Raw genomic sequence first — 12,103 nt, 5'->3', positions numbered from 1 at the left:
AGCTATAGGGTACCACCTGTTCCCATACCGAACACAGTAGTTAAGCCTATACACGCCGAAAGTACTTGGATGGAAACGTCCTGGGAGGTTAGGTAGATGCCAGTTTTGTTTAGCACTCACTTTAGTGAGTGCTTTTTCGTTATTAAGATTGAAATGAAAACCTATTGATTGTTATAAAATTTAAGTATATAATGCAAAATAAGTTTTATAGTTATTTATGTGAGGAGGAAATAGTTTGAAGAATAGATTAAATATTGGTTGTCATTTATCTGCAGGAAAAGGTTTTGCACATATGGGAAATGAAGCTGTTTCTATAGGTGCGAATACATTTCAATTTTTTACACGCAATCCGCGTGGGGGAGCTGCAAAAAAAATTGAACAAGAAGATGTAAACCTTTTATTAGCAATTATGAAAGAAAATAATTTTGCACCTATTTTAGCGCATGCACCATATACCTTGAATGCATGCTCTGCGGAGCCATCGACTCGTGAGTTTGCCGAAATGATTATGCAGGATGACTTGATGAGAATGGAGTATTTGCCAGGAAGCTTGTATAATTTTCACCCTGGTAGTCATGTAAAACAGGGAGTTGATATAGGTATTAATTATATAGTAGAATTGCTCAATAAGGTTTTAAAGCCAACTCAGGAAGTAACCGTTTTATTAGAGACTATGGCGGGAAAAGGAACTGAAATCGGCCGAAATTTTGAAGAGTTAAAAATGATTTTGGATCGGGTCGAATTATCTGATAAAATGGGTGTGTGTTTAGATACTTGTCACGTATATGATGCAGGTTATGATATTATTGGTCAAATAGATGATGTATTAGAAAAATTCGATAAAGTTATAGGAATTCATAAATTAAAAGCGGTTCATTTGAACGATAGCAAAAATCCTTTTGCTAGTCATAAAGATCGTCATGAAAAGATTGGACAAGGTTCGTTGGGGCTTGAAGGAATTGCAAGGATTATAAATCATCCACAATTGAGAAACTTGCCATTTTATTTAGAAACACCAAATGAGCTAGAAGGATATGCAGAGGAAATTGCTTTGTTAAAGTCACTTTGGAAGAATCATTAGCGAAGATTTACATTATTCATAAAATATGATAAAATTATTTGTTGTATTGTCATTTAATCTCCTGAGAAATCAGGAGCTTTTTTCTGTATAAAATAATTTTATGAAATAAGAGGTACTATTATGGAAAATTTGTCAAAGCGTCCGACGATTACAGGAGATTTACAAAATGTATTTAACTATGCTTTTATTGAGACTGCATCATATCATTTTATTGTACCTAAACCAGAAAAGTACATTTCGGTGCATATGACAGATAAAATTAACCATTGTATGGATTGTGGAAATGATTTAAAAGTCCAATATAATGAAAATGGTTTAGTTTATATTGCAAATAATCGAATGGAAAAGCAAAAAAAACTTTATGAAAAATATCACCTTCAGTTACCTAAGCTTGGAGAGAAAAATTTCACCTATTTTCAAGATGGATATTGTGCTATATGTGCGCAAAATCATATTTATAATCAAAGTAAGGGGCAAGATGTGTGCAACGCATGCATGGAGTTAAATCAGTTAGATGAAGGCTTAATGATAAATGCACAAGACCTTATTGAAAAAGTAGTGCATACATGGATTTATGGGATAAAATCTAAAGATGAATTAAAAAATCTTGATTTATCTACTTATTTAGCAATTCGAGAGTTGATTTGTGGTGTGATTTTTGGACAAAAGGATTTACTTGATAAAATTTTGCAGGTATATCAAAGTAAGGTTGCAGAAAAGAAAATTCTAATACAATCTATACTTGATGAGATTGCAACACCTTCTTTTGCTGGCTATGTAGCCCGTCCAACGACAGTTTACGAAACGATGGATGATAATTTATATAATGAATATACGGTTGTTTTTCCAAGCGAAAGTACACCAGAAAAAAATTTTTATATTCTAAAGGAAGTAGAAAAAAATCGGGTAGCTATGTTTTTAGGGCAAAAAAGAATTGAATCTGTGGATGAACTATTAAGTGAGACTATTTTTTCTGATGTTTGGATTGAATGGTTGATGCAACATCTTAATAATTTAAAATAAGACAAAAATCTCTCGAGCTTTATCGAGAGATTTTTATTAAGGATGGGATAAGATGGAATATGGGATTGTGATTATTTCCATTGGAAATTTACTTTTGACGTTAGGAATCTTTCTTTATTTATTAAAAACTATAGATAAAAATAAAGATATTAATAAATCATTAGGGGCTTTAGAAAAAAACATTTTACAAATACATCATTATATGCAAAATGAGATGAGTGTAAATCGACTGGAAAATAATAAGAACACGAACTTATTAAGACAAGAACTTTTTTCTCAATTAAATAATTTTAATGAGTCTCTAATTAAGAGAATGAATGAATCTAACACAGCTGAATTAAATCAGTTAGAGGTTTTTGCGAAGCAATTAAATGCTTTAGCAGATATGAACGAAAAAAAGTTTGATAAACTAAAAGATAGTATTATTGTACAGTTAAGGCATTTACAAAATGATAATAATAACCAACTTGAAGAAATGCGTAAAGTAGTTGATGAAAAATTGCATGCTACCTTAGAAAAAAGATTAGGAGAGAGCTTTCAATTAGTCAGTGAGCGGTTAGAACAAGTACATAAAGGTTTAGGCGAAATGAAAACCTTGGCAAATGGTGTTGGTGATTTAAAAAGAGTTTTATCAAATGTAAAAACACGTGGAATTTGGGGAGAATTTCAATTGGACAATTTGCTTGAGCAGATATTGACAATTGAGCAATATGAAAAAAATGTTGCAACGATTCCTAATAGCTGTGAAAGAGTAGAGTTTGCAATAAAGTTGCCAGGAAAACATATTCATGAAGGTTCTGTATGGCTGCCGATCGATGCTAAGTTTCCTCAAGAGGATTATCAACGATTATTAGATGCACAAGATAAAGCAGATACTGCTTTAATTGAAGAGTGCGCAAAATCTATAGAGAATCGTATAAAGAGTGAAGCGAAAGATATAAAGAATAAATATGTTTGTGTCCCATATACAACTGAGTTTGCTATTCTCTTTTTGCCAATTGAAGGATTATATGCAGAGGTATTGCGTCGTCCAGGATTATGCGAATTTTTAATGCAAAAATATAAAATTATTGTTACGGGACCAACAACTTTAGCTGCATTACTGAACAGTTTACAAATTGGCTTTAGAACTTTAGCGATAGAAAAGAGGAGTTCAGAAGTTTGGTCAATATTAGGTGCAGTTAAAACTGAGTTTGGTAAATTTGGTGATTTATTAGAAAAGACAAATAAAAAACTACAGGAGGCGAGCAACGTTATTGATACAGCAGCAAGAAAAACGCGAACAATTGAGCGAAAATTAAAAACGGTAGAAGAATTACCGGTAGATGAGAGTAATTACATACTAGATTTTACAGAGTAAAAGTTGATTCAGATGGAGCATTCACTTCTTCTACTCACATAAATTTTAATAGTTTACATGCTGTTAAAATTTATGTGAGTAGAAGAAGTGAATAAAGCCATGACTCCAAATTCTTTATTTCTTTAGAGACCAGATTTAATCATTAAAAAATAAAAAAGTATAGACAAATGATAATAGGTGTGCTATCCTATATTTATAGAAAATTTAATAAATATAGGCAATGGTGCCAGATGATAATACGATATTATTATGTATTTTGTTTGTACATATATTATTGGTTGTTTTGTCATGTGGTTTTTTTATTTTATGTATCTGGTAGTTTAAATTTTTTTAGAGGTGATATTTATGATGAATGATTTATTGTATGTAATTCCCGCGAACACTCCTAAAGAAGAAGTAAGTAATATGCTAAAAGCGCATCCTGAAATTAAATTTGTGTCTATTGTTGGTATTGATTTAGCTGGTAATGATACTGACGAAAAAATTCCAGTAAGTATTTTTCTTAAAGACATGGATGGCTTTTATTCTGGTAGTGCGGTTCAAACCGATGGTTCTTCAGTTGTTTTAACTGGTATTGCTACTTTGAATAACGCAAAAGTTGATATGCCGGTTGATCCTAGTGTGAAGTGGATTGTTGATTATAATTTTGAACATTATGATGAAGTTACAGGTAAACCTGTAGGAACTTTACGTATTCCTGCATTTTTGATTCATGATGGTAAAAAAGTAGATTCTCGCTCTATTTTAGCAGGTACGTTAGAATATGTGAAAACTGAATTATTAGCAGCATTTAAGCAAAATCCTCATATTTCTGGATTGGATCACATTAATGGTAATGATGTAGAAGATATTTTATTTACATCTGCAACTGAATTAGAATTTTGGGTAAAAACTCCGCTTGCTGAAGCGGAAATCACAGAAATGTCTGCTTCACAAGTTATGCAAGAACAATATTGGCAACGTACTCGTGGCGCAGTCCGTACGGCATTAGAGCAAGCTGTATTAATATTAGATCAATATGAGCTTGGTGCTGAAATGGGACATAAAGAAGTTGGTGGAATTAAAGCCCATATTGATGAATCTGGTAACTTAACACATGTTTGCGAACAGATTGAAATTGACTGGAAATATGCAGATGCTTTGCAAGCTGCGGATAATGAATTGTTAGTTCGTACTTTGGTGAAAGAAGTTTTCCGTGAAAACGGTCTTGAAGTAACTTTCCAAGCAAAACCGATGATTGGCCTTGCTGGTAATGGCGAACATACTCATTTCTGCATCATGGCAAAATTGAAATCAGGTAAAATAGTAAATCTATTTGCACCAACTGAAATGAAAAAAGATTTCATGAGTGCTATCGGTTATGGTGCAATTATGGGATTACTTAAAAATTATGAAGTGATTAATCCATTTGTATCCGCTACAAATGATTCATTAAATCGTTTAAAACCAGGGTTTGAAGCACCAGTTTGTATTGTTACATCCCTTGGCCATACTCCAGAAGTTCCTTCCCGAAATAGAACTATTTTAGCTGGTTTAGTTCGTGATGTAGAAAATCCAATGGCAACTCGTTTTGAATTACGGGCATGTAATCCATTCACAAATACTTATGTTACGTTAGCTGCTGTTTATTCTGCTATTCTAGATGGTGTAAAAGCTGCAGTAACAAAAACTACAGATGAATTGTTAGCTGAACTTTCTAAAGAAGCTGGTGCAGAAGGATTTTATCTAGAAAAAGATCGTGCATATCGTAGTGAAGAAGATGTATTTGAAGATTACACAGAAGAAGAGCGTAATCGATTGTTTGGAGCTCCACCTGCTACTGTATGGGAAAATATGAGTGCGATGGAATTGTATCCAGAAAAACGTGCTGTATTGACTGCTGGTGGTGCATTACGTGAAGAAATTATCTCCGCTTTCGTTGCAGGTGCATTAACTCGTTGGAAAACAGAATTAATAAGCAGAATTATTCCAGAGAATTTATCCATTATTAGAGCTTGTAAAGAGGTTGATTCTGATTTTTATACAGATCAAGATGTATTTAATTGGACGAAAGTAAATGAATTACGTTGTTATTTAGCAAAAGATTCAATTGAAGAAAAATCTTTATTTACGCTTATTTCATCTGCTTTAGTGGAAGGTGATTTTGCAACTGCTTCTGGTTTGCAAGTTGAAATGTATGATAAGGTTCAAGAATTAAAAGCGTTGTATGAAGTTTATAAAAGAAATATTATTTAATAAATAATATAGACTTTACCCCTACGTGTAGTAATAATTATATTATTTATTAAAATAGCAAGGCCCTTATTTGTAGATATATATTTACAAGTAAGGGCTTTTGTATTTTGAGAAATTTTGACTAAACAATGAATTATATAGTATAATCTATAGGAAAATTTGTGATGATGTTTTGCAAATAATTAAGGAGAGGTGGTTTATTTGAAAAAATTTTCTCGTATCTTTGTTATTTTGATTATAGTTACTTTTTCGATAAATGCAATTGTATTTGCTGGAACTGATAATCAAAAGAAAACGAAAGAAAATACCGTAAACTCATCCCACACCGAATCAACGCACAATTCTAGCAAAGATAAAAAGAAACAAAGTAAAGAAGTTGCTGAAACAGAAGATAATTCACTTGGTAAAAAATTAGAACAAGAAAACGGAGAACTAAAGAAGGAAAGTGGGCAAATCAAGGCACAGCCTTTTATAGTTAAATATGGAATGCGTGGAGAATCGGTAAGGACAGTGCAAACAATATTGATGGAATTAGGTTTTTATGCAGATGCAGTTGATGGAGTTTTTGGTAATAATACGTTAAATGCAGTGAAAGACTTTCAACTGGCACATAAAATGATTCCAGATGGCATTGTAGGGGATGCGACATTAGCAGTAATGAAAAGAGCAGAGCCAATTGTAAACCGAAATATGAGATCATTTTTTATGAATGCGTCTGCATATAGTGCATATGATCCAGGAAATTCTCAATATACTTCTAGAGGAAGTTTTTTGCGTAAAGGGCTTGTTGCGGTTGACCCTTCATTTATTCCTCTTGGAACTAGATTATATATACCAGGGTATGGTTATGCTATTGCTGACGATGTTGGGGGATCAATAAAAGGCAATCGTATAGATTTGGCTTTTGATAGTCATCGCGAAGCATTGGAATTTGGACGTCGTGATGTTGTTGTTTATATAGTTGATTAAAGGGGAAAAAGCTCTTTTTTAAATGAAGAGCTTTTTCCCTTTCTTTTTCAATTTTTAGCATATGTAAAATTTGTATGGATGATTTATGTTTTGATGGAGAAGATAAAATAAAATTCTTTTTTAGGGGAGTACAAATATGGGAGACACTACTTCAATAACATTGGGGTCGCTTTTATTAGCCGGATTGTCAGGTGTATTGATGGCTATTCAAGGTAGTATTAATGCCTCTTTAGGAAAGGTTATCGGGATATGGGAGGCTACTTTTATTGTTCATGTAATAGCTGTTATTGTTTTGTTTTTAATGTTGTTTGGAATTAAATTGGGTGATGGAAGTTTTTCTAATATTAATCAAGCGCCTTGGTATAGTTATTTAGGAGGCGTTATTAGCGTTTTTATCATTTATCTAGTAGCATTAAGTATACCTAAATTAGGTGCTGCAAATGCGACGACTGCTATTATTATTGGACAAGTATTGATGGCTGGGGTTATTGATTATTTTGGATTATTTGGCTTAAAACAATTACACTTTGGTTGGCAACATGTACTAGGTATTTTATTCTTGGCTATTGGTGCAAAATTACTTTTAAATGATTTGTAGTTATTATTGACAATATAGGAATGATAATGTAAAATACGTGGCATAGAGTATTCTAAAGGGGAGTAGCTAGATAGATATAGTCAACAATCCTGTCATGCATAACATGGCTGGCTATATCGTTGAATTTTGATTCAATTAGTGAGACTTTTAGTATAACCTTAAAGGTTATACTAAAAGTCTTTTTCATTTATTTGACTACTTCTCTGCTTTATTAGTGACTATTTTTGACAGGAATAATAATTATTAAAAAGCGTTAATACTAAAATTAATTTTATAAAAAGGGGATATGCATATGGAGTTTTTATCATCAGTTTTATCTATAGTAATTTTAGATTTGGTTTTGGCAGGAGATAATGCTGTTGTTATCGCATTAGCCGCAAGAAATTTACCCAGAAAGAAAAAGAATAAAGCAATTTATTTAGGAACTTTAGGCGCAATTGTTATTCGTACTTTAATGACTTTATGTGCAGTATGGCTTTTAACAATTCCTTATTTGCAAGCATTAGGTGGGTTAGTACTTATTCCTGTGGCATGTAAATTATTAAAAAAAGAAGAACATACTGAACACGTTGATTCTTCAACTGGATTTTGGGGGGCAATTAAAACTATCATCATTGCGGATGCTGTGATGGGAATTGATAACGTATTAGCCATTGCAGGAGCAGCGCATGGTGACTTTTTACTCGTTGTTATTGGATTATTAATTAGTGTTCCGATTGTAGTTTGGGGAAGCAAATGGATCGGTAGATGGATGGAAGATTATCCAATATTAGTTTATGTTGGTGCTGGAATTTTAGCTTGGACAGCGGGATCAATGATTGTACACGATAAAATCATTGGGAGTTATTTAAATTCAGTTTCTCATGCATTAACATTCCTAATTCCGATAACAATTGTTGGACTTGTATTGATTTTTGGATATCTTTCTGGAAAAGGCAAAAAGAAATAAAACATATAAAACATATATGAATTATATTGACAAACCTATAAGCAATGTTGTATGATAAATCATAACTAAGTATATTTTTATTTAATATGTTGATATATTGTAGGATAAAATTTGGGAGGGATTTATAGATGACATTACCAGAGAACTTAAAATTTGCTACCTTAGCTGTACACGGAGGACAAGAGGCAGATCCAGCAACAGGGTCAAGAGCTGTTCCAATTTATCAGACCACGGCGTATAATTTTCGGGATGTAGAACATGCTGCAAATTTATTTGAATTAAAGGAACCTGGAAATATTTATACTAGACTTATGAATCCGACGACCGATGTATTTGAAAAAAGAATCGCTTTATTAGAAAATGGAATAGCGGCTTTAGCTTTTGCATCTGGACATGCAGCTATTTTTGCATCAATTCTCAATATTGCTGAAGCTGGTGATGAAATAGTCAGTGCTTCTACTTTATATGGTGGTACATATAATATGTTTGCTTATAATTTACCGCGGTATGGAATACACGTGAATTTTGTAGATGCAGAAAATCCTGAGAATTTTGCAAAAGCAATTACTTCAAAAACCAAGGCGATTTATGCTGAGGTGATTGGCAATCCTAAAGCAGATATTTTAGATATTGAAGCCGTAGCTAAAATTGCGCATGAACATAATATTCCATTAATTGTTGATAGTACATTTGCCACTCCTTATTTATGTCGACCGATTGATTTTGGTGCAGATGTAGTGATTCATTCAGCAACGAAGTTTCTTGGCGGACATGGTACATCTATGGGCGGCGTTGTTATTGATGCAGGAAAATTTGATTGGACAAAGGGGAATTTTCCACTAATTAATGCGCCGGATCCAAGCTATCATGGGTTAAATTATGCAAAAGATGTAGGAGCAGCAGCATTTATTACTAGACTAAGAGTGCAAATGCTTAGAGATTTAGGTGCTTGTTTAAGCCCATTTAATAGTTTTATGTTTTTAGTTGGATTGGAAACACTACACCTTCGTATGCAAAGACATGCTGAAAATGCATTAAAAGTAGCTGAATTTTTACAATCACATGAACTTGTTAGTTGGGTTAGCTATCCTAGTCTTTCTGGTGATAAACAATTTGATAAGGCAAAGAAATATTGCCCAAAAGGTGCAGGTGCAATTTTTACTTTTGGTATAAAAGGCGGTTTAGAGGCCGGAAAGAAATTTATTAATTCTTTGAAATTATTTTCTTTACTTGCGAATGTAGGTGATGCAAAATCATTAGTTATTCATCCTGCTAGCACAACACATTCACAATTAACACCAGAGCAACTAGAAAGTGCAGGTGTGCAGCCAGATTTAATTAGACTTTCAATAGGTATTGAAGATGTGCAAGATATTATTGCTGATTTGGATGAAGCGTTAAAAGCTACAGTAAAATGAAAAAAGGGGTCTATGATCGTTCAGGAATTTTCTTAGTGTTATAAGATTTTTATATAAAAATAAAAGGAGAATTAATGTGTTTATTGCAGTTCTTATCGCTTTGTGCGTTTGCTTACTATCATTAAAAGGCTGGCATGATGAAATGAAAAAAACAACAAATGGACAGAATTTATCATTAATCCAGTTGTTTAAGTCTACACCGAGGGGAAAGAAAAATGCCGTTTTAATTATGGCGTTTCTCGCTTTATTAAGTATAGTTTCGCTAGCGTTAATGGGACTAGGTTATTAATTATACATAATTATGGAGAAAAATTCTTGTTGCGAAATTAGGAGTTTATTGCTATTGTAGATATATAATAGTAAAGAGAGGTTGTTAAAATGAAAAAATTATCTATAGTACTGTTACTTATTTTTATGATGATTAGCGCAAATACTGTATTTGCCCAAGCTGTTGAAGAAAGAAGTAATAATATTTTTAATACGATTGGCATAATTGATTCTATTGATAAAGATTCTATTGCAATTAGTGGCGAAGGAACATATAAAAATCTTATTTTAAGGGTTACGGATGAAAGTTATATTTTAAATGGAAAAACTGGAGAAAATTTAGATTTTTCTACGTTAAAAGAACATTCATCGGTCTCTGTGTATTATGATGGAAGAATGACGAGGAGTATTCCGCCAATTGGATTTGCTAAGGCGATTGTTGTTGGGGATAATGATGAAAATGGTTTATATATGCAAGTGAGAGAAGTTGAAAAAATTCAAGACGGTGTCAGAGTACTTTGCTCTAATGGTGATCGTTTAGTCACAATAAAAAATGATATTTTAGCTGATGCAAAAAATATTAGTGCTGGTGATGAATTACTTGTTTGGTATAAAGCGATGACATTAAGTTTACCAGGACAAGCAGTAGCAGAAAAAGCTGTGATTTTAAATAAGAAACCAGATATTACAGTTGAGCTTTTAGATAATAGCATTATAATTAAAGGGAATAATCAAGTGATTTCTACACGGGCGATTGTAAAAAATGAAAAGATTTTATTGCCATTGCGTCAGATTGCAGAGAAATTTGGGTATACTGTTTCTTGGAAAGAAGATAGTAAATCTGCGGAGCTATTAAAAGGACCACAATTTGCAACCTTAACGATTGATAGTCATGACTATGGGAAAAATAAAATGCGCATAGTTTTAGATGACGCTCCTCAGATGATCAATGGAGTAACGTATGTTCCTAGTGAATTTTTTGAAAAAGCATTAGAACTAAGTGTAAAAGTAAAATAATTAAGTAGTGAAAAACCTCCTGATAAAAGATTTATCAGGAGGTTTTTTCGTTTAAGCCTATTTTATTAAAGGAATTTTAATTGTTTGTCCAGGAAAAATATGTGCATTTTTATCTAAATGATTTAATTCTATAATAGCAAAAACCAAGTCGCGAATATCATCTTTTTCACTGGAATATCTTTTTGCAATGTTCCATAGGTCGTCGCCTTGTCTTACTTCAATTGTTGTAAAAGTATTACCTTGAAGATAAGCGTTAGAAATAGTAGAAGGAGCCATGAACCATAAAAAAATTGAGCAAAGGGTAATTGTTAGTAATTTCATTATATGACCTCCAATAAGAACAAATGTTCGATTTAAAAACATCATAACACAAAACATATGTTCTAGCAAGATGTTGTTTGATTTTATAATAAAATTTTGTTAAAATACAACTATTATTAAGACGAAAGGAAAAATTATGGTTATAAATGGTGCAGTTATCAAAGAGCAAGGGGTAACTTTTGCTATTATCTCTGTTAAACCGCATGTAACACGGTATACTGTTACGGCAATAGAGGCTAGACAAAATTATGCGGCTTTTTTTCCGAATATGCCGATTATTTTAATGTCTCAAAACGAGCAAGGTGTTCCTCGCTTTGTTGGCAGAAAAGACATTGTTGATTTTTTAAAAACAATTAAGATAGAACAAATTCCTTGGAAACAATATCATGTTTACTAAATTTCTATGTTTATCATAAAGATTAATATTTTAATAATTTTTTAATTTATCTATTGATTTTTTTTATTAAAGGGTATATTATATATGAGTAAGTTAACTGACTCACTAGCTCAACTGGCAGAGCAACTGACTCTTAATCAGTAGGTTCGGGGTTCGATTCCCCGGTGTGTCACCATGAATTTTAGGCCTCCGTAGTATGCGGAGGCTTTTTGTATTGGTGAATAAATTTATCTTAAAGAAAGTTTATATATAGACTTATTTTTCTAATGTATAATAGAATAAAATTATTAATAATATAGGGAAAAGAAGCCCGCACTACATAAAATTTGAACTGCACCCTGTCAAGTAGACAGATGAAAAACTAAAAATTTTATGCAACTAGGGTCTGATTTCGATATTCTATCGGAGTCAGACCTTTTAGGTTTTTCTGTAATCTTTTCGTGTTATAAAAATTTATGTATTCATCAA

13 protein-coding genes, 1 tRNA gene and 1 rRNA gene are annotated in these 12,103 nt (G+C 32.4%); 13 read left to right on the top strand and 2 right to left on the bottom strand.

Annotated elements, in window-relative coordinates; genetic code table 11:
- From rrf to ACWZFG_RS11865, 11 genes are all read left to right on the top strand, one after another.
- Positions 1 to 105 (top strand): 5S ribosomal RNA (gene rrf, locus ACWZFG_RS11915); the annotation flags it as partial.
- A gap of 130 nt (positions 106 to 235) precedes the next feature.
- The gene (locus tag ACWZFG_RS11910; protein ID WP_455577689.1) at positions 236 to 1,081 is read left to right on the top strand and encodes a deoxyribonuclease IV; all 846 of its coding nucleotides are present in this window, start codon (positions 236 to 238) and stop codon (positions 1,079 to 1,081) included.
- Positions 1,082 to 1,201: 120 nt separating this feature from the next.
- Entirely contained in the window at positions 1,202 to 2,104 is a 903-nt protein-coding gene (locus tag ACWZFG_RS11905; RefSeq protein ID WP_455577688.1) for a hypothetical protein, read from the top strand.
- A gap of 52 nt (positions 2,105 to 2,156) precedes the next feature.
- Positions 2,157 to 3,464 (top strand): DNA recombination protein RmuC, encoded by a 1,308-nt coding sequence (locus tag ACWZFG_RS11900; RefSeq protein ID WP_455577687.1) that lies wholly within the window; start codon positions 2,157 to 2,159, stop codon positions 3,462 to 3,464.
- Between the two features lie 345 nt (positions 3,465 to 3,809).
- On the top strand, positions 3,810 to 5,699 hold the full coding sequence (locus ACWZFG_RS11895) for a type I glutamate--ammonia ligase (protein ID WP_177505865.1): 1,890 nt from the start codon (positions 3,810 to 3,812) through the stop codon (positions 5,697 to 5,699).
- A 201-nt stretch (positions 5,700 to 5,900) separates the two neighbouring features.
- Positions 5,901 to 6,668, top strand: a complete 768-nt coding sequence (locus ACWZFG_RS11890) for a 3D domain-containing protein (protein ID WP_455577686.1) — start codon at positions 5,901 to 5,903, stop codon at positions 6,666 to 6,668.
- Between the two features lie 136 nt (positions 6,669 to 6,804).
- The gene (locus tag ACWZFG_RS11885) at positions 6,805 to 7,266 is read left to right on the top strand and encodes a DMT family transporter (RefSeq protein ID WP_147669188.1); all 462 of its coding nucleotides are present in this window, start codon (positions 6,805 to 6,807) and stop codon (positions 7,264 to 7,266) included.
- 292 nt (positions 7,267 to 7,558) lie between these two features.
- Entirely contained in the window at positions 7,559 to 8,215 is a 657-nt protein-coding gene (locus ACWZFG_RS11880) for a TerC family protein (protein ID WP_455577685.1), read from the top strand.
- A gap of 128 nt (positions 8,216 to 8,343) precedes the next feature.
- A complete protein-coding gene (locus ACWZFG_RS11875; RefSeq protein WP_455577684.1) occupies positions 8,344 to 9,633 on the top strand; it encodes a homocysteine synthase in 1,290 nt (429 codons plus the stop codon).
- Positions 9,634 to 9,709: 76 nt separating this feature from the next.
- Entirely contained in the window at positions 9,710 to 9,922 is a 213-nt protein-coding gene (locus ACWZFG_RS11870; RefSeq protein ID WP_177505861.1) for a hypothetical protein, read from the top strand.
- A gap of 89 nt (positions 9,923 to 10,011) precedes the next feature.
- Positions 10,012 to 10,917: a stalk domain-containing protein gene (locus ACWZFG_RS11865; protein ID WP_147669176.1), complete on the top strand. Its 906-nt coding sequence runs from the start codon at positions 10,012 to 10,014 to the stop codon at positions 10,915 to 10,917.
- A gap of 57 nt (positions 10,918 to 10,974) precedes the next feature.
- Here ACWZFG_RS11865 and ACWZFG_RS11860 read toward each other — a convergent pair whose 3' ends face one another.
- Positions 10,975 to 11,238, bottom strand: coding sequence for a LysM peptidoglycan-binding domain-containing protein (locus ACWZFG_RS11860; protein ID WP_177505859.1), 264 nt, complete (start codon positions 11,236 to 11,238; stop codon positions 10,975 to 10,977).
- Positions 11,239 to 11,374: 136 nt separating this feature from the next.
- On the opposite strand from ACWZFG_RS11860, the gene ACWZFG_RS11855 reads away from it, so the two are divergent.
- Both ACWZFG_RS11855 and ACWZFG_RS11850 read left to right on the top strand, forming a co-directional pair.
- Positions 11,375 to 11,635 carry a hypothetical protein gene (locus ACWZFG_RS11855; protein WP_147669170.1) on the top strand — a complete coding sequence of 87 codons (261 nt, stop codon included), beginning with the start codon at positions 11,375 to 11,377 and terminating at the stop codon, positions 11,633 to 11,635.
- A 99-nt stretch (positions 11,636 to 11,734) separates the two neighbouring features.
- Positions 11,735 to 11,810, top strand: a tRNA-Lys gene (locus ACWZFG_RS11850).
- 195 nt (positions 11,811 to 12,005) lie between these two features.
- Here ACWZFG_RS11850 and ACWZFG_RS11845 read toward each other — a convergent pair.
- On the bottom strand, positions 12,006 to 12,092 hold the full coding sequence (locus ACWZFG_RS11845) for an IS3 family transposase (RefSeq protein ID WP_455577599.1): 87 nt from the start codon (positions 12,090 to 12,092) through the stop codon (positions 12,006 to 12,008).
- Positions 12,093 to 12,103 lie beyond the last annotated feature (11 nt).

Source organism: Anaerosinus sp. (genome assembly GCF_965318445.1).
Note: the sequence above shows the minus strand (reverse complement) of the source record. Positions and strands in the feature narration are given on the sequence as shown.